Raw genomic sequence first — 17,630 nt, forward strand, 5'->3', positions numbered from 1 at the left:
CAAACTATACAAAGATCGAATCGGATGTGTTCCCACAATCTTGGAGGGTCATGTACGCGGAAGAACGGCAGCAAGCCATCGCCTCGCGAGTGCTCGCCGACGGCCGCGCCTCGGTCAACGAACTGGCAGACGCCTACGACGTCACCACAGAAACGGTGCGCCGCGACCTCGACGTCCTCGACAAAGCGGGGGTCATCCGCCGAGTGCACGGGGGAGCGGTGCCGGCCCGCACACTGCACCTGGTGGAGCAGGGCGTGGTCCAGCGCGATTCCACCCAGACCCAACAGAAGGCCGCGATCGCCGCAGCGGCGGTTGCCCTGCTGCCCGCCACCGGCGGGACGGTGCTGATCGACGCCGGCACCACCACCGCGCGCATCGCCGAACTCATCCCCACCGACCGCGACCTCGTCATCATCACGAACTCGATTCCCGCGGCCGCGAAGCTGACGTCCAACCCGACAATCTCCCTGCAACTGCTGGGCGGCCGGGTCCGCAGCCTGACCCAGGCCGTGGTGGGGGAGCAGGCGCTGCGCACCCTCGACTCCCTGCGCGTCGACGTCGCCTTCCTCGGCACCAACGGCATCACCGTCCGGCACGGCTTCTCCACCCCCGACAGTGACGAGGCCGCCATCAAGCGCGCCATGGTCAAGTGCGCCAACCACGTTGTGGTGACGGCTGATTCGAGCAAGTTCGGCCGCGAGGACCTGGTCAGTTTCGCACCGCTGTCGGCCGTGCGGACCGTCGTCACCGACAACGAGATCCGCGATCACGAGCGCCGCCAACTCATCGACGCCGGAGTCGACGTCATCTGCGCGGAGGCCAGCTCGTGATCGTCACCGTCACCCTCAACCCCAGCCTGGACCGCACCCTCTCCCTCGACGAACCGCTGACCAGGGGAGCGGTACACCGCTTGATCCCCGTCTCCACCGAGCCAGGGGGCAAGGGCGTCAACGTATCTCGCGCGCTGACGCAGAACGGTGTCGACACCGTCGCCCTGTTGCCGGCCGCCGGCCACGATCCGATCCTGGCGGAGCTGCGGACCCGCGGGGTGCCGTTTCACAACATCGACATCCCCGGCACCGTGCGCAGCAATCTGACGATCACCGAAAATGACGGCACCACAACCAAACTCAACGAGCCAGGGGCACATCTGGATGACGCCGCCCTGGGGGCGCTGACCGCCGTCGTCCGCGATCACGCGGCGCGGGCCACCTGGGTGGTGCTGTCCGGATCGCTGCCGCCGGGCGTTCCGGACAGCTGGTACGCCGACATCGTCGCCCAGCTGGCAGCGCTGCCGTGCCGCGTCGCGGTCGACACCTCCGAACGGCCGCTCACCGCACTGGCCGGAGCCTTCTCGACCGCGGCGCCCGATCTGATCAAGCCCAACTCCGAGGAACTGGCGTCGTTGACCGGCCGCTCAGCGCACCAGCTGGAAGATGCTGCCGCACAAGGTGATCCCTCGCCGGTGGTCTCCGCGGCTCAGCAGCTCGTCACCCGCGGGGCGCACACCGTGCTCGTCACGCTCGGCGGCGCCGGGGCGGTCCTGGTCGACCACGACGGCGTGTGGGCGGCAACGGCCCCGTCCATCGTGCCGCGCAGCACCGTCGGCGCGGGTGACGCGTCGCTCGCGGGGTATCTCGCCGCCACCATCGCCGGCGCCCCGCCCGCGCAGCGGCTCCAGACAGCCGTCGCCTACGGCAGCGCCGCTGCCTCGCTACCAGGTTCCGCCCTGCCCAACCCGGAGCAGATCGATGTGAAAACCGTTCGCGTACAGGCAGTCACATCCGAGTCAGCCCCTCTCTGATCCCGGTCTAATCAAAGGAACACCCATGCCGATCATCACCTCGGACCTCGTCGCACTCGACGTCGACGCCGGTCCCGACAAGCAGCATGTGATCGAACTGCTGGCCGACCGGATGGCCGCGGCCGGTCGCGCCACCAACCGCGACGGACTCATCGAAGCGGCGCTGGCGCGCGAATCCCAGTCCGCCACCGGACTTCCTGGCGGCATCGCGATCCCGCACTGCCGATCGCCCCATGTCGACGAGCCCACCATCGGTTTCGCCCGGCTGGCACCCCCGGTCCCGTTCGGCGCACCCGACGGTCCCGCCGACCTGGCGTTCCTGATCGCGGCTCCGGAATCGGGCGGTGCCGAACACATGAAGCTGCTGTCCAGCCTGGCCCGGGCGCTGGTGCGCAAGGACTTCGTCGAACAGCTCCGTGCCGCGGGCACAGACGCCGAGGTGGTCGCTCTCGTCGAGGGCGTCGTCAGCCCGGCACCTGCGACTCCGGCGGCGGCCCCGGCCCCTGCCCCCGAATCGGCACCTGCGGCCTCGCTCATCGCAATCACCGCCTGTCCCACCGGAATTGCCCACACCTACATGGCCGCCGACGCCCTGAAACTGGCCGCCGACCGCGCGGGAGTGCGCTTCAGCGTCGAGACCCAAGGGTCATCCGGCTCGACCCCGCTATCGGCCGAGACCATCGCCGCGGCCGATGCCGTCATCTTCGCCACCGATGTCGGGGTCAAGGACAAGCAGCGGTTCGCCGGCAAGCCCGTCGTCGCCTCCGGCGTGAAGCGGGCCATCAACGAACCCGACACCATGATCGCCGAAGCCGTTGCCGCGGCGAAGGATCCGCGGGCCGCCCGGGTGCAGGGCGAGACCGCGGCCCCCGCGGCCACCGATGCCCGCAGCGGACTGGGCTGGGGCACGCGGCTGCGCCAGATCCTGCTGACCGGTGTCAGTTACATGATCCCGTTCGTGGCGGCCGGCGGCCTGCTGATCGCGTTGGGGTTCCTGTTCGCGGGCTACGAGATCGCCAACAAGCCTGCCGGACAAACTGATTCACTCGCACACGTCATCGCGACCACCAATTCGCTGACCAACCTGCCGGCCGGGGGGCTCCTGCAGTACCTCGGTGCAGTGCTGTTCACCCTCGGCGGGCTGGCATTCGGGTTCCTCGTCCCGGCCCTCGCGGGCTACATCTCGTTCGCCATCGCCGACCGTCCCGGTATCGCACCGGGTTTCACCGCCGGCGCGGTGGCCGTCGCCGTCGGGGGCGGGTTCATCGGCGGCATCGTCGGTGGGCTGATCGCCGGGTTCTCCGCACTGTGGATCGGGTCGTTCAAAGTGCCCCAGTGGTTCCGCGGCCTGATGCCGGTAGTGGTGATCCCGCTGGGCGCCTCACTGATCGTCGGCCTGTTGATGTTCCTGCTGCTGGGCCGTCCCCTGGCCGCCGTCACCTCGGGCCTGACCCACTGGCTCGGCAGCATGACCGGCAGCTCACTGGTCCTGCTGGGCGTCATCCTCGGCCTGATGATGTGCTTCGACCTTGGCGGACCGGTCAACAAGGCGGCCTACGCCTTCGCCGCCGCCGGTCTGAACATGACCGACGTCGCATCGCTGCGGATCATGGCCGCCGTCATGGCCGCCGGGATGGTGCCGCCGCTGGCCATGGCGTTGGCCTCGGCCGTCCGGCCCCGGCTCTTCACGGAACCCGAGCGCGAAAATGGCCGGGCCGCTTGGCTTCTCGGCGCATGCTTCATCACCGAGGGCGCCATCCCGTTCGCCGCGGCCGACCCACTGCGGGTCATCCCGTCGATGATGTTCGGCGGCGCCGTCACCGGTGCCCTGGTGATGACGTTCGACGTGACCTCCAAGGCACCGCACGGCGGCATCTTCGTCTTCTTCGCCATCGACCACCTCATCTGGTTCGTCGTGGCCGTCGTCGTCGGAGCCGTCTGCAGCGCGCTGGCGGTCATCGTCGCCAAGAGCGCCGGCAGGGCAGTCCCGGCGGCCGAGGCCAGCGCGTCCCTGCAGCCCGCCGGCAGCTGAACAACTTCCAGATCAGACAACCAACCCAACCCCACAAAGGAGAAGCCATGCCCAGCAAGATCGTCACCGTCGGATCCGCCATCGGCCTGCACGCCCGTCCGGCAGCCGTCATCTCCGAGGCCGTCGTCAACTCCGGCGCGCAGGTGACCCTCGCGGTCGACGGCGGCGAACCCGTGGACGCCGGTTCGGCGCTCATGATCATGACGCTCGGGGCCGGCAACGGCGCCCAGGTCACAGTGGCTTCGGACGACGAAACCGCGCTCGCGGTGGTCGCCGACCTGGTGTCGCAGGACCTCGACGCCTGACACGCACCGCTCGGGGTCACTCCCAGCGGCCACAGAAAGCGCACAGAGCCCCCGCTACACACCACTAGTATGAATTCGTGCTACATGGTTACGGGGAAGGCATCGCGGTTCACGCAGATGTCGTAGCAGGGAAAATGTCACGGGGGACTCGGAAGTTCACGAGCGGTCGTCCCCATGGTGGGGGCGGTAGCTCGTGCGTCGACTAGCCGCCGTCGCTGCGGCGTTGCTGCTGGCTGTCGCCAGCGCGCCACCCGCACTGGCCATCGAACCGCCGGCCATCGACCCCGGCGCCGTCCCTCCCGACGACACCGGCCCCGACCAGGCGATGGAGCAGCGCAAGATCTGCTCCGCGCCGACCGTGCTGCCGAACTCGAACTTCGCCGACAAGCCGTGGGCGGCCGACTATCTGCACCTCGCGGAGGCGCAGAAATTCGCCACCGGGGCGGGCGTCACCGTCGCGGTCATCGACACGGGCGTGAACGCCTCGCCGCGCGTGCCCGCCGAACCCGGCGGCGACTTCGTCGACAAGGGCGGCAACGGCCTGTCGGACTGCGATGCCCACGGCACCCTGACGGCGTCGATCATCGCCGGCCGCCCGGCGCCGACGGACGCGTTCATCGGCGTCGCCCCCGAGGCCCGCATCCTGTCGCTACGCCAGACCTCGGAGGCCTTCCAGCCGAAGGACTCCCGCAGCGATCCGAACGACCCCAACACCACCCAGACCGCCGGGTCACTGCGCAGCCTGGCGCGCGCCATCGTGCACGCGGCGAATCTCGGTGCCCAGGTCATCAACATCTCAGAAGCCGCCTGCTACAAGGTGACCCGCGCCATCAACGAGACCACTGTGGGTTCGGCCATCGCCTATGCGGTGAACGTCAAGAACGCCGTGGTCGTCGTGGCGGCCGGTAACACCGGCCAGGACTGCACCCAGAACCCGCCACCGGACGCCGGAGTGCCGTCGGACCCGCGGGGCTGGAAGCAGGTGCAGACCATCGTCTCTCCCGCCTGGTACTCGCCGCTGGTGCTGACTGTCGGCGGCATCGGGCAGACGGGGCAGCCGAGCAACTTCTCGATGTCCGGCCCGTGGGTCGGTGCCGCCGCTCCCGCGGAAGGCGGCACCGCGCTGGGCTATGACGGCAATCCGGTCAACGCGCTGGCGGGGCAGGACGGCCCCATCCCCATCAACGGCACCTCGTTCGCCGCGGCGTACGTCTCGGGGCTGGCCGCCTTGCTGCGGCAACGTTTCCCGGACCTGACCGCGGCGCAGATCGTCACCCGGATCACCGCGACAGCCCGGCATCCCGGTGGGGGAGTGGACAACTACGTCGGCGCCGGTGTCATCGACCCGGTGGCGGCGCTGACCTGGGATGTGCCCGCCGGCCCCAAGCAAGCGCCCTATCAGGTCAAGAGCATCCCGCCGCCGGTGTACATCCCGCCGCCGGACCGCGGACCCATCACCATGGTCGTGGTGGCCGGCGCCGCGTTGGTCGTGCTGCTCGGCCTGGGCGCGGTGACCCGCCGGGCGCTGAGGCGCCGATGAGGCACTTCGGGTTCCGCTTCACCACGGGGCATCTGCTGTGGGCGGCGACGCTGGTGCCCGCCGTCGTGCTGCTGTGCATGCATTTCGACCTGCTGTGGTTGGGCATCACGTTCGGCGTGCTGATCGCGCTGTTCTCGGTCCTCGCCATCCGCGGACGGCGGCTGACGGGCTGGATCGCCGCAATGTTCGCGTGGCAGCGCCGACGCAAGGTGTCCCCGCCCGCACCGTCGGAGCCCGCCGTGGGCGCGACGGTCATGCCCGGCGATCACGTGGCGGTGCGCTGGCTGGGCGATCACCTGATCTCGGTGGTCGAACTGGTGCCGCGCTCCTTCACGCCGACGGTGATCGTCAACGGCGAGGCCTTCACCGACGACAATCTCGATACCCGGCTGGTGGAGCAGCTGCTCGTGGGGCACGCGCCGGACCTCGAGGCCGACATCGTCTCCGCGGGGTACCGCGTCGGCAAGACCGCGCCGTCGAGCGTCGTCGCGCTGTACGAACAGGTGGTCGGGCCCTACGCCGCACCGGCGAACCGACGGACCTGGATCGTGTTGCGCGCCAACCCCGACGAGACCCGCCGCTCGGCAATGCGTCGCGGCACCGGGGTGTCCGGCCTGGCCAGCTACCTGGTGGCGACCACGACCCGGATCGCCGACCAGTTGGCGAGTCACGGCATCGACGCTCGCCCGGCCCGCAGCTTCGAGGAATTCGATCGGGCGACCGCGATCAGCTTCGAGCGCGAGACGTGGTCAACCATCAAGGGCCGCAGCACATTTACCGCGGCGTACTCCGCGCCAGGTGGGCCGAACACGTGGTGGTCGGCTCGCGCCGACCACACGATCACCCGGGTCCGGGTCAAGCCGGGCCAAGCCCCGACAGCGACGGTGCTGCTGACGACGCTGGCCACGCCGACGACGCCCCGTGGGTTCTCGTGCCTTTTCGGTGGCCAGCGCGCCGCGCTGGAGGGGCTGAGCCCCATCACCGACCGGCACTACGAGCTGCCGATCGGCTCGGCCGGCGTGCTCGTGGGGGAGACCGCCGACCGCTACCCGGTATACATGCCGTTCGACAACGTCGATTCCACGATCAACCTCGGTGACGCGCACCTGTTCACGCAGTTCGTGGTCCGCTCGGCGGCGGCCGGAGCCGTCGTCACCCTGGCACCGCAGTTCAAGGAATTCGCGGCGTTCATCAACGCCCGGATCGGGAACGTCCCCAAGGTGGCGTGGCCGAATGCCACCACCTACCTGGGGCCACACCCTGGAGTTTCACGAATTCTGTTGCGCCACAACTTTATCGACACTCCGCGCCACCGTCAGCTGCCGATCCAGCTGATCAACCCGCGCGAAGAGAGCCGGTTCCAGATGGCGCTGGAGAAGTAGGGGGGAGCAGGGAGATGTCCGGAAAACTCAAGGTCTCCTCGGAGACCCTGAACGCCAAGGCCGCTGAGGTTGACGTAGATCTGCCGACCTTGCCGCAAGCGCCCCAAGCGCCGTGCGAATTGGCCATCGCGCATGACGCCACCGGTTTCCTCAAGAACAACCTGCAGCAACTCGACGCCGCACTCAAGGCAGGGAGAAGCCAGAATCAACGACTGGCCGCCTGCCTGCGGGCGGCCGCCGCGGCCTACGACGCCGCCGACGCCGCCGGTAAAGCCGGTATCGATGCCACCGCGCTGGGCGCCGGCGGGGGTGCACCGATCACGCCCAACCTGCCCCCCGCCCCGCCCCCCGCGGACCCGGTCGGGAGCTTGCCCTGGATGCTCGAATCGCTCGGAGGGGCGGAATCGCATCCGAGCAACCCCGGGTTGAACTGGGAGGAGGCCGCTGCGCAGATCAACAGCGGCGACCAAGGGTCCTCGATGATCGAGTTCGGCGCGCAAATGACCGGAGTGGCAGCGAAACTGGCTGAACTGAACAGCAAGTTCAATATGGCCGGCGTCGAGTGGGAAGGCGACGCTGCCGAAGCCGCAGAGAAAGCGCTGAAGGACTACTCGACCTGGCTGACGGCGATGACCCAGGCGGCGAACAACCTGGCCGTCCAGGCCATAGACCTGTCCGCGATCCATGGCGGGAGGCGACCGGAGCACCCCAGCATGCAGGACGTGGCGGACTACGAGAACGCCAGTGTGCTCGCGACCGTGGGTCAGGCGGCATACGACTTCTTCGCCGGCCATGCCACCAAGCAGCACGAATCCGACACCGTGCGGGCGAAGTACGCGCAGCAGGCGGCGATCCGCTCCCTCGTCACACCGCCGCCCCCCAACTTCGGGTCAAGCGCGTGGCCCGCCGTCAAACCGGGAGATGTGGCGCCCACGAAGAACGACCCAGGAAAGAACACACCCGGGGGCCCTGGCGGCGGCGGTCCGTCGCCCAGTGGCGGTGGCGGGACCCCGAGCGGCGGGCAGCCCTCGATGCCGGAGTCGCCGAGCGTCGGCCCGGCCAGTGCCGGAGCCCAGAAACCCGAGGGCGGTGGATCACCTTCTGGCGGTTCACCTTCCGGTGGTGGCTCACCATCTGGCGGTTCGGGACAAGGCTCACCGAGCGGCGGCATGCCCGGCGGCCTGGGCGGCGACAAACCGGAGATGCCGAGCCTGCCCGACGGCCCGGGCGTGAGCCCGGCGTCCGCCGGTGGCGGCGCGGGCGGTGGATCCGGCGGCGGTGGCGGCGGACTGGGCGGCCAGCCCATGCAGCCGGCCGCCGTCGCACCCGCACTGGGCGCTGGTGGTGCGGAAGCGGGCGGCGCCAGCCAAGCCGCAGGCCGTCCCCCGGTCGGCGGCGGCGGTATGGGCGGCGGCATGGGTGGCGGCATGGGCGGCCACGGCGGTGGCCGCGAAGGCGGCAAGGAGAAGAAGCGGAACGCGAATCTGTCGCCCGACGAGGTCTTGTACAAGGAGGACCGCGCCTTCACCGACGGCGTCATCGGGCACCGGCGCCGCACCAAGATCGATGACAAGAAGGACACCAAATGATCGAGATGCACCCCGAGGTCGCTGCGGTTCTCCAGCAGGCCCAGCGCCTGCAGTCGGTCATGGACGAGCAACTCGCCAAGATGAACACCGAGTCGTTCACCGCGACCGACGAAGCCAAGACCGTCGAGGTCACCCTCAACGGCCATCACTGGCTGACGGATCTGTTCATCGAAGACGGCTTGCTCCGCCTCGGCGCGGACACCGTCGAAGCCCGGATCAACGAGGCCCTCGGCAATGCGACTGCCAAGGCCACTGAGTCCATCGACGCCGACCGGGCCCGGCTCAACGAGCTGGTCGCGGAGATCACGGCCGGTAATCCGCCCGCTCAGCCATAGCGTCGCCCGACGCACTCAAACGCTCCAGTGCGTACAGTTCGCGGAGAGTCACTGCGCAGCGCCTTACGGTGCTGCGCAGTCAGGGGAGACGATGGGGAGCGTCATGAAGATGGCCAAGTTGGCCGCAGCAACCGCAGCAGTGTCACTGCTGGCGGGCTGCACGACGGTGACGAACGGCGAGGCGACGAAAGACCCGTCATTCAAGCCGGGTGACGCCATCGTCAGCCTGCTGAATCCGGGGAACTACCCGACGGCACCCAAGCCTGGGCCTGCGCTGAAGCCGGGCTCAGAGACCGGACGGATCATCGACGGCGAACGCATGGGGGCATATGTCGCCGGGCCGTGGGAGGTTGACCCCCAGCTCCTGGATGTCGACGCGACCTCGACGGGTCTGTGGCTCGATGCAAAGCCCCTGTCATCCGTGGCCGACGACATCGCGAGAAAACACCAATTCATCTACGGGTTCGGCTCAGCGCGCGGCGCGGGCGCTCACGCGGACCACCCACGCGGAGTACAAAACGCGGTAATACGCTTTCCCAACCCAGAGGCCGCGGCTGCCGCCGCGGCGGAGCTTTATGCGCAGGATCCCATGACCCACGATCCATCGGCGCAGCTCGATCTTCCGATACCCGGTCACCCCGAGACACATGCATATCGCTTTATGATGGCTGATAGGCAATTCGCCACCGTGGCGTACTCGCCGCACGGCCCATTTGTGCTGACACAGTATGCCGATGCAGAGCAGGGCGCCGATGTGTCGACGCAGCTGGCTGTCAAGATGCTTGACTTGCAGGCCCCAAGAATTGATGGCTTTCGACCGACGGACCCGAGCCAGTTTGCCAACATGCAGTTCGATCCCGACGGACTGCTCAGGCGCACCATGCCCACCAAGGACCCGGTTTTGAACCAGGGATTGTGGGCGCCGCGCGGCTATCTCCATTTCGAAGACGATCCCATCGCCAGCTCGGCCATCCTTACCGACGCCGGGGTAGACGTTGTATCAATTCGGGGGACGCATGTCTTCCAGACGCGCGACGCCGCCGCCGCAACTCGCTTGGCCGCCAAGTTCACCGAACCGAGTGCCGGCACCGAGCCCGGCCCCGCCGTCCCGGGCCTGCCGTCGGCCAGATGTGTGGCTGCCACCAACGAACGAATAAAGGCCCAGGTCAACAGTTGCTACTCAGCCGTCGGCAGGTGGGCGTTCGAAGCCTTTGCGGTTCAGCCGTTTGACACCACTCAGAAGATGGCTGCGCAGTATCTGCTCCTGACTGCGAAATAATCGACCGCGATGACATCGACTTTCAATCCCGGCGACATCGTGGCCGGCTACACCATAGAAGCCGTCCTCGGTGTCGGCGGCATGGGCGTGGTCTACAAGGCCAAGAACCCTCAGCTGCCCCGCAGCGACGCCTTGAAGGTCCTCACCACGTCGATACAGGGTGACGGACAGTTTCGGGAACGTTTCCTGCGCGAAGCCAACGTCGCGGCGACGCTCGACCACCCCAACATTGTCGCGGTCTATTCCCGTGGCGAAACCGAGGCCGGGCAACTCTGGATCGCCATGCAGTACGTCGCCGGTACCGATGCCGACCAGGAAGTCCGCTCGGGCAGGATGTCACCGGCACGCGCGGCCCGCATCATCACCGAAGTTGCGAAGGCGCTCGACTACGCCCACCGGCGCGGCATCATGCACCGCGACGTCAAGCCCGCCAACTTTCTGCTCGCCAAAGCGGAGGGTCCCGGCGACGACGAGCGAGTGTTCCTGGCGGACTTCGGGATTGCCCGCGCCTTCGACGATGCCGCACACCTGACCACCGACGGCTCAGTCATGGCGTCCATCGCCTACGCCCCACCCGAAGCACTCAGCGGGCAGCACGTCGACTCGCGCGCCGACGTCTACTCGCTGGCCTGCAGCCTTTTCGTGTTGCTCACCGGCAGGACACCGTACGGCGGCCTACCTGGCGGCATCGCCGCCATCGCGGCAGCACACGTGACGGGGGAAATCCCGCGTGTCACCGATCGCGTGCCCCATCTGCCGTGGGCACTGAATGAGGTCATCGCCCGCGGCATGGCGAAAGACCCCAATGCCCGCTTCCAGACCGCGCGCGAATTCGCGGCCGCAGCGACAGCCGCCGTAGCGAATACCAACCCGGCGGCGCCACCACCCAGCCAACTACCGCCGCCGGCACAGCAATCCTGGCAGCCGCGCCAACCGACACCACCGAACGGCGTACTGACCTATCCGAGCGGGCAGTTCAGCGGCCCGTACCCCCCGGGACCGCCACGCGGCCCGATGCCACCGCAGATGACGGGGGCGGGGCCGCTGACCGCTCCACCGACCAGCGGACGTAAGCGCCGGTTGGTCATCGGCGGCGCGGCCGCCGCTGTCGTCACCGTCATCGTGGTCGTCGCCTCGATCATGCTGCTCGGCAAGCCCGGCGCTCCCGCCTACACTGCGCAGACATTCGCCCACGCCCACGGCACCACCGAAATCACCAGGGCGCCAACCGCTGTCGCCGCCCTGGGCCCCGGCGATGCCGATGCCGTGCTGGCGCTCGGCCTACAACCCGTGGCAATCGCCGGCGCGGGCACGACCCTGCCTTCCTGGATGCAGTCCAAGATCACCGGAGACCCGTCGGTCAAAGACACTGTCGGTTTCATTGACACCAGCGCCATCGAGGCAGCGAAACCCGACGTCATCATCGCCACCGGGGACATCGACGACACGACTTATCAGCGCCTCGCGGCAATAGCTCCGACCGTCACAGCGCCGAAAGACTCCAGCCGGACCTGGAACTGGCAGACCCAGCTCAAATGGATCGGCAAGATCGTCGGGCGCGACAAGGACGCCGACAAACTGATCGACCAGGTCGCCTCGCAGCAAACCGATCTCAAGAACCAGAATCCCAAGGCCGCCGGGAAGAGCGTTCAGGTGATCAATGTGTCCGACAGTGGTGTCAGCCAGACACTCACCCCGTCGAATGCGGCGGACTACCTGAATTCGCTTGGCTTAAACTACGACCCGAGCCTGGGGCGCCAAGCCGGCGACCAGGGTTCTGCCCGGACAATGCCCGACGTGGTCAAGTTATACCAAGTTCGCACTGACGTGCTCGTGGTGGTGAGAACCGATAAAGGTGCCGGGCATGGGGGCGCTGCGGGCCTGCCCCGCCCACTCGCGACGTACCGCGGCTCAATGATCATCGTGGATGACCCTAATATCATTGCGGCACTTGCTGATCCCGGCGGCTACCTGGCTACCGAATACCTCGACAGCAACCTCGTCCCGCTGATGGGGAACATACGCTAACTCAGCTTAGCGGTGATTTTCGACAGAAGATCGCGAGCTTCGTTGCCCACGTCAAAGGCGCAGACCCGCACGTCCACGATTACGTTCTTACGAACACCAAGCGAATGCTGGCATCGAACGCTGTCACCGTCTGCCGCGGTGCCCGACATCGACACACTGACGACGGAATTCACAGAGTCGACGTTGCCCAGTTCGTAGGTGCCAGTGCTCTTACCGTCCGTAATCGTGGCTTGCTGAATTTGGCACCGTCGCCAGCGGTCAACGGTGTAACCCTGATAGGTCTCAGCGTCCGCATCCGATGGGAACGACGCGAGCACCTGCACCACTCGCGTGTGCCGATCGCCGTGGAGAGGCTGCCCCGCGTAACCAGTTCGACCGTAATACGACCCCGTGTCGAGACCCGGCATCAAGGCGTCGGCACACCGAAGCGGGTCGACCGTCAGCTTCGTCTCTGGCTTTCGGAAGATCGCCTCCGGCGTCATGGCTACGCCCACAACGTCGCTGATCTCAGACGGGGACGCCAACAATGCCGGCAGGCCGGCATCATCAACAGGTCTGCGGGGAACTGACGTCGACGTCGTTGGTCCGGCTCCCGTCGACTGCCGTATGGCCGTCCCCGAGATCGTCGGGGAGCATCCGGCGACCAATGCGACCGCCACGCCTACAACCAAAGGTGCGCGCCACACTCCGACCCGGTTCATCTGTTCCTTTCTCAGCTGACCTTGTCAGCGATCTGCTTGGCCAGCTCCGCTGCCTGAGTGCCGCCAGCCGGGCTGCACGTCAACACATCGACGACCACGTCATTCTTGCTGGTCAATACGTGCTGGCAGCTGTGCCCCGGCTCAGTGAACGTCGCGGTGATCGTGCCCTTGTCGGCGGTGACTGCACCGACCGCCAGCTGCCGCGGCTGACCGTCGGCCGTGAATGTCACGGGCGTATTCGCACAGCCAGACCACGTCGCGGCAGCCGGAATCCCTGCTGCCGCTTGCGTTCCCGGGTAGCCGACGACATACGCCACCATCCAGGTGTTCGGATCCGCCGGATTGTGCAACTCCATACCCGACATCCCGGTGAATCCCGGCGCGAAGGTCGTGGCGCTGCCCGCATCCGCGATACCCGCGCACGGCGGGGGAGTGGCTGTCCCGGCTCGTGGAGTTTCCGCGGTGACAATGGTCGCCGCCGCCATTGGCGGCGACTGCATGACGGCGCTCACCGCTTTCCCATCAGGGAGCAGGTTGGCCAGGTCGAGGCGGTGCCCCAGAGGCGCCGCAGCCTTGGGCGGCGCTGTCGGTGCCGTCGGTTGCGTCGGCCGGTTCCCGGAGTCCCGGGTCAGGTAGGTCATGCCGGCCACAAACCCCGCGGCCAACACCACCGCAACCACGATCGCGACAACTTTGGACGACCCGGCCTTCGCACCACGGTCACCCGGCAACCGCAGCCGCCGGTACACCACGAACGCCGCCACCGCACCCAGCAGGACCAGCACACCGATATCGAGGGCCCACCAACGCAATTCGTGATGCCACAGCTGGTCGTCTACCGACATCAGTGGGGCGATCTTCAGCAGGTCGACCACGCTCGCCGAGGCCGCGAATCCCCACCGTCCCGGCAGGAACCAGGACGCCTGATCCAATCCCGCACGTCCCGTCACGGGAATCATGCCGCCGGAGAACACGATCGACAGCATGATGACGACGACGAGCATCGGCAGGATCTGCTCGCTGGATCGCGCCACCGAGGACAGCAGTAGACCCAGGATCGCCGAAACAATCGCTGCCACAGTCAGACTCACGTACAGGTCCAGCGTCGGACTACCCAGCGCCAACGCGCCCTGCGTGGGCGCACCCTTCCCGATCACCACGATCGCCACCACGATCGCCGTCTGGATGGCGGTAAATGCGCTGTACACAATGACTTTCGCAGATAGGTACGCCGCGGCCGACAAACCGACCGCCTGCTCTCTGCGGAAGATCGTGCGCTCACCCACCAGGTCGCGGATCGTCAGCGCGGTCCCCATGAACACCGCCGCGATGTTGGCGACGATGAGCAACTGGTTCGGCTCGTTGGGGGAGTGACCCACAGTCGCCACCCCGAACCCGGTGTCCCCCGGCACAATCAGCGACATCGCACCCAGGATGAACGGGAGCAGCAACAGGAAACTGGTGTAGATCCGATCGGCGAAGATCAGCTGCAATTGCCGGCGCGCTACGGTGAACATCTGTCGACCTGTACTTGTGCGGGCCGGAGCGCCGAGCGGGCCCGCGGGTTCCGGCGGTGCCGGCGGCCCATTCGCGGCCGGGTTGTTCTGCAAGAACACCGCGTGCGCGGCATCCGGATTGCCCGAGACCCAGGCGAAGATGTCCGCCCAGTCCTGGGTACCCATTGCCGAACCGACCGCCTGCGGCGGTCCCGCGTAGACGGTCTTACCGCCGGGCGCCAGGAGCAGCACCTGATCGCACATGTTCAGGTAGGTGAGGGAGTGCGTCACCACCAGCACCGTGCGCCCGGCATCGGCCAGTCGACGCAGCATCTGCATGACCTGCCGGTCCAGCGCCGGGTCCAATCCTGAGGTCGGCTCGTCAAGGATCAAAAGTGATGGGCCGGTGAGCAATTCGAGCGCTACGGAAGCTCGCTTGCGCTGCCCGCCCGACAGTTTGTCCACGCGCTTGTCGCGGTGCTGGGTGAGCTCAAGCTCAGCAAGCACCCGTTCCACCACCGCCTGTCGATCTTCCTTGCTGGTATCGGGCGGCAACCGGAGTTCGGCGGCATAGTTCAGGGCTTGGCTGACCGTCAACTGCCGGTGGACGACGTCATCTTGGGGCACCATGCCGATCCGCGACCGCAGGGACGCATAGTGCGCGTGTACGTCATGTCCATCGAAGGTGACCTGTCCGGACGTGGGTTTGGTGACGCCGCCGAGCAGCCTGATCAACGTCGACTTACCTGCCCCCGACGGCCCGATCACCGCGGTGAGGGTGCCGGGCCGAGCGTCGAACGAGACGTTGGTCAGCAGCTGATGACCGTCGATGGCGAGGCCGACCTGACGCACTTCGATACCACCGGTGGCGACCGCCTGACGCGACTGGACCGTGGTACCGCCGCTGAACACCAAGTCGGTGTTGCCGACTGTGATGACGTCCCCGGGCCGCAACGTGACCGCGTCGACACGATGGCCGTTGACGAAAGTGCCGTTGCCCGAACCGTTGTCGTACAGCTGAGTTCCGGTCGGCGCGGCCACCAGGTACGCGTGGATTCGGGAGGCCAGCGAATCCTCGACCTTGATGGTCGCGGTCGAGTGCCGCCCGATGGTGACCGCCCCCGGGGGAGGACCCGATGAGCGTTGCGGCGCGGGCGCTGGTGGGCGCGGTGGTGCCGGTGGCGGCGGGACGGGCCGTCGCGACGAGGGCATCGGCTGCGACGGCCGCGGCGGAACCGCCTGCGCCGGCGGCGGCCGGAACTTGGCGACGGGGATGACCTGCGTGGCCGTCCGGAAATGCAGCTGTGGTCCGTCCGGGGCACCGACTGCCAGCACGAGGTCGTCGCTGATGACAGCCGACGGCACCCGCGTCCGGTTCGCGAAGATTCCGTTGCGGGACTTGTCGATTGCCACCCACTGACCGACGCCGGGGTCCACCCGGATGATGACGTGCAACCGGGATACCACATGCTTGGCGCCGGGGCCGGCGTCAGGAATTCTGACGTCCGACGCCTCGCCGCGGCCGACGGTGACCTCCTTGCCGGGCGGGAAGGTGAACATGGCGCCGCCGAGCGTCACGATGAGCGGCGGGACGGAGCTCACGAATGCACTCTCCTCATTGGTAGCGCTGGTAGCAGCCCTCGTCGTCGGTGGCCAGGCCCGCCCGGAAAGCCGCGATCCGGGTGAATGCTGCCGGGACGCCCTGCCCGTCGACCGCCGTGGCGACGTAGCCGTTGGTCAGTAGCCCCGCGACGGCCTTGTCCAGGTCGCCGGCCGTCAACTGCAAGCTGGCGCCACTGGGTAGGTCGTGCGGCTTGGCCATCTGGCGCTGAGCCTGCGCGGTCAAGCAGGCCGTGCGCAGCGCGGCTGTCGGGTTGTCCAGCTTCACCCCGCGCTGGTTCTCGAGCGCCATCATGTACCGCGACACGACGATCGAGAACGCCGTGTTGTCGCCCTGGATGAGGGATTTCTCAGCCATGTCGGCCGGTGTGCCGATTTGTTTCAGGGCAGGGAGATTAACCGAGATCGTATTCGTCGACGGACAGTACGAAGCCGGTGAATCACCCTGGCTGACATCGCATTTCGCCGGCTCATACGTCAACTTCGGGGGTTGCTTCGGGGAGTAGATCACCCCGAGCAACTCGACGAGGGTGCCGATCGTGTCCTTGTCGATAGGTAGATCGGCGGACCGGTGGTCATCATCCATCGGCTCATCTTCGAGTTCCATCGGCAGCCCCTTGCGGCGCTGCTTGATGTCCTCCAGATCGATGGCCGCACAGGCCTGCGGCCCGACTGTGAAACCCTGCTGGAACGCGCTGACGCGATCCAGTGCCGTGCCGTGGCCGTCGGTCAGCATGTCGTCGTCGTGCGGACCCAGCGTTGGATCGCGGACGGTGATCAATCCGGCCAGCACATGATTGAGGCCGTCTCCGGTGCTCATCATGAACCGCTTGGAATCGCCGGCCGCAACGTAGTGCAAATACGCGCCGGCGAAGCAGTCGGCCTGCTGTTCACGGACGATGACCGGTGTACTACGGGTCACCAATTTCGCCATGTACTGGATAGCGTGGCCGTATTCATGCCCGATCAGGCCCGCCACGGAGACGTCGCCGAAGTACTTGCGACCGGTCGGCACCATGACGCCGCGGTCCCACGCCATGAGCTTCTCGCTGGGGCAGTAGAAGGCATTCACCAGGCCGGCGGTGTCTTCGTCACACGCTGTCGGGCTCTGCCGATCGCGGGCGTCGTACGACAGGAACTTCTCAATGGGTTTGAACGAACCCTTCAAACCCGAAGCGCTGTAGTCATGTTGCCAGTACTCGGCGATGTCGTTGATCGCCTGTAGTGCCAGTCGATCGACTTCGCTGTTGTTGGTGTTCTGCACCTTGCCGACCGCAGCGGGTGCGTTGTCGCGCAGTCCGCTCGGACCGTCCTCGGCCGGCAGGTCAGCAACGTGGAAGGGGTCGTTGACGGGCGACACCGCCGTGCCGGTGACTGTCGGCGCACAGCCTGCCAGGAGCACCACCGCGCACACCGCCAGCGAGCGTCGCAGCGCAGTTCCGCGTACCATCCGCAATCCGAAATCGTCTGTCATCGTGCCCCCTGACCTTCGGTTCAGACTATGGCCTGCCGGCAGCTT

Annotated in this window: 13 protein-coding genes; 10 read left to right on the top strand and 3 right to left on the bottom strand. The window is 67.3% G+C overall.

Going from position 1 to position 17,630, the window contains the following annotated elements; translation table 11 throughout:
* Positions 1–50 precede the first annotated feature (50 nt).
* The 10 genes from ACNO8X_RS02565 (at position 51) to ACNO8X_RS02610 (ending at position 12,294) form a co-directional block, all read left to right on the top strand.
* Entirely contained in the window at positions 51–830 is a 780-nt protein-coding gene (locus ACNO8X_RS02565) for a DeoR/GlpR family DNA-binding transcription regulator (protein WP_418004028.1), read from the top strand.
* On the top strand, positions 827–1,804 hold the full coding sequence (gene pfkB / locus ACNO8X_RS02570) for a 1-phosphofructokinase (protein WP_418004029.1): 978 nt from the start codon (positions 827–829) through the stop codon (positions 1,802–1,804). Before ACNO8X_RS02565 ends, pfkB begins: the two co-directional genes overlap by 4 nt.
* 25 nt (positions 1,805–1,829) lie before the next feature.
* The gene (locus ACNO8X_RS02575; RefSeq protein WP_418004030.1) at positions 1,830–3,836 is read left to right on the top strand and encodes a PTS fructose transporter subunit IIABC; all 2,007 of its coding nucleotides are present in this window, start codon (positions 1,830–1,832) and stop codon (positions 3,834–3,836) included.
* Positions 3,837–3,883: 47 nt separating this feature from the next.
* Positions 3,884–4,141 carry an HPr family phosphocarrier protein gene (locus ACNO8X_RS02580; protein WP_418004031.1) on the top strand — a complete coding sequence of 86 codons (258 nt, stop codon included), beginning with the start codon at positions 3,884–3,886 and terminating at the stop codon, positions 4,139–4,141.
* Positions 4,142–4,334: 193 nt separating this feature from the next.
* Complete coding sequence (gene mycP / locus ACNO8X_RS02585; protein WP_418004032.1) at positions 4,335–5,681, top strand: type VII secretion-associated serine protease mycosin; 1,347 nt, start codon at positions 4,335–4,337, stop codon at positions 5,679–5,681.
* A complete protein-coding gene (gene eccE, locus ACNO8X_RS02590) occupies positions 5,678–7,063 on the top strand; it encodes a type VII secretion protein EccE (protein ID WP_418004033.1) in 1,386 nt (461 codons plus the stop codon). The genes mycP and eccE overlap by 4 nt, the downstream gene beginning before the upstream one ends.
* A 14-nt stretch (positions 7,064–7,077) precedes the next feature.
* Entirely contained in the window at positions 7,078–8,652 is a 1,575-nt protein-coding gene (locus ACNO8X_RS02595) for a PPE domain-containing protein (RefSeq protein ID WP_418004034.1), read from the top strand.
* The gene (locus ACNO8X_RS02600; protein WP_285030221.1) at positions 8,649–8,987 is read left to right on the top strand and encodes a YbaB/EbfC family nucleoid-associated protein; all 339 of its coding nucleotides are present in this window, start codon (positions 8,649–8,651) and stop codon (positions 8,985–8,987) included. Before ACNO8X_RS02595 ends, ACNO8X_RS02600 begins: the two co-directional genes overlap by 4 nt.
* Before the next feature lie 103 nt (positions 8,988–9,090).
* Positions 9,091–10,266, top strand: a complete 1,176-nt coding sequence (locus tag ACNO8X_RS02605; protein ID WP_418004035.1) for a hypothetical protein — start codon at positions 9,091–9,093, stop codon at positions 10,264–10,266.
* Between the two features lie 9 nt (positions 10,267–10,275).
* Positions 10,276–12,294, top strand: a complete 2,019-nt coding sequence (locus ACNO8X_RS02610; RefSeq protein WP_418004036.1) for a serine/threonine-protein kinase — start codon at positions 10,276–10,278, stop codon at positions 12,292–12,294.
* Here the strand turns inward: ACNO8X_RS02610 and ACNO8X_RS02615 are convergent.
* The 3 genes from ACNO8X_RS02615 to ACNO8X_RS02625 are packed head-to-tail and all read right to left on the bottom strand — an operon-like array spanning position 12,291 to position 17,585.
* The gene (locus tag ACNO8X_RS02615) at positions 12,291–12,995 is read right to left on the bottom strand and encodes a sensor domain-containing protein (RefSeq protein ID WP_418004037.1); all 705 of its coding nucleotides are present in this window, start codon (positions 12,993–12,995) and stop codon (positions 12,291–12,293) included. The genes ACNO8X_RS02610 and ACNO8X_RS02615 overlap by 4 nt on opposite strands.
* A gap of 11 nt (positions 12,996–13,006) precedes the next feature.
* Complete coding sequence (locus ACNO8X_RS02620) at positions 13,007–16,051, bottom strand: ATP-binding cassette domain-containing protein (RefSeq protein WP_418005746.1); 3,045 nt, start codon at positions 16,049–16,051, stop codon at positions 13,007–13,009.
* A 55-nt stretch (positions 16,052–16,106) separates the two neighbouring features.
* On the bottom strand, positions 16,107–17,585 hold the full coding sequence (locus tag ACNO8X_RS02625; protein WP_418004038.1) for a neutral zinc metallopeptidase: 1,479 nt from the start codon (positions 17,583–17,585) through the stop codon (positions 16,107–16,109).
* Positions 17,586–17,630: the final 45 nt, after the last annotated feature.

The organism is Mycobacterium sp. PDNC021 (assembly GCF_048282635.1).
Lineage (GTDB): Bacteria > Actinomycetota > Actinomycetes > Mycobacteriales > Mycobacteriaceae > Mycobacterium > Mycobacterium llatzerense.

Bases quoted from the DNA above. Each gene is read 5' to 3' on its own strand.
- ACNO8X_RS02625 (WP_418004038.1), bottom strand. From the start codon at position 17,585: ATGACAGACGATTTCGGATTGCGGATGGTACGCGGAACTGCGCTGCGA.
- ACNO8X_RS02575 (WP_418004030.1), top strand. From the start codon at position 1,830: ATGCCGATCATCACCTCGGACCTCGTCGCACTCGACGTCGACGCCGGT.
- ACNO8X_RS02620 (WP_418005746.1), bottom strand. From the start codon at position 16,051: ATGTTCACCTTCCCGCCCGGCAAGGAGGTCACCGTCGGCCGCGGCGAG.
- ACNO8X_RS02605 (WP_418004035.1), top strand. From the start codon at position 9,091: ATGAAGATGGCCAAGTTGGCCGCAGCAACCGCAGCAGTGTCACTGCTG.
- ACNO8X_RS02565 (WP_418004028.1), top strand. From the start codon at position 51: ATGTACGCGGAAGAACGGCAGCAAGCCATCGCCTCGCGAGTGCTCGCC.
- ACNO8X_RS02615 (WP_418004037.1), bottom strand. From the start codon at position 12,995: ATGAACCGGGTCGGAGTGTGGCGCGCACCTTTGGTTGTAGGCGTGGCG.
- ACNO8X_RS02600 (WP_285030221.1), top strand. From the start codon at position 8,649: ATGATCGAGATGCACCCCGAGGTCGCTGCGGTTCTCCAGCAGGCCCAG.
- eccE (WP_418004033.1), top strand. From the start codon at position 5,678: ATGAGGCACTTCGGGTTCCGCTTCACCACGGGGCATCTGCTGTGGGCG.
- ACNO8X_RS02580 (WP_418004031.1), top strand. From the start codon at position 3,884: ATGCCCAGCAAGATCGTCACCGTCGGATCCGCCATCGGCCTGCACGCC.
- ACNO8X_RS02610 (WP_418004036.1), top strand. From the start codon at position 10,276: ATGACATCGACTTTCAATCCCGGCGACATCGTGGCCGGCTACACCATA.
- ACNO8X_RS02595 (WP_418004034.1), top strand. From the start codon at position 7,078: ATGTCCGGAAAACTCAAGGTCTCCTCGGAGACCCTGAACGCCAAGGCC.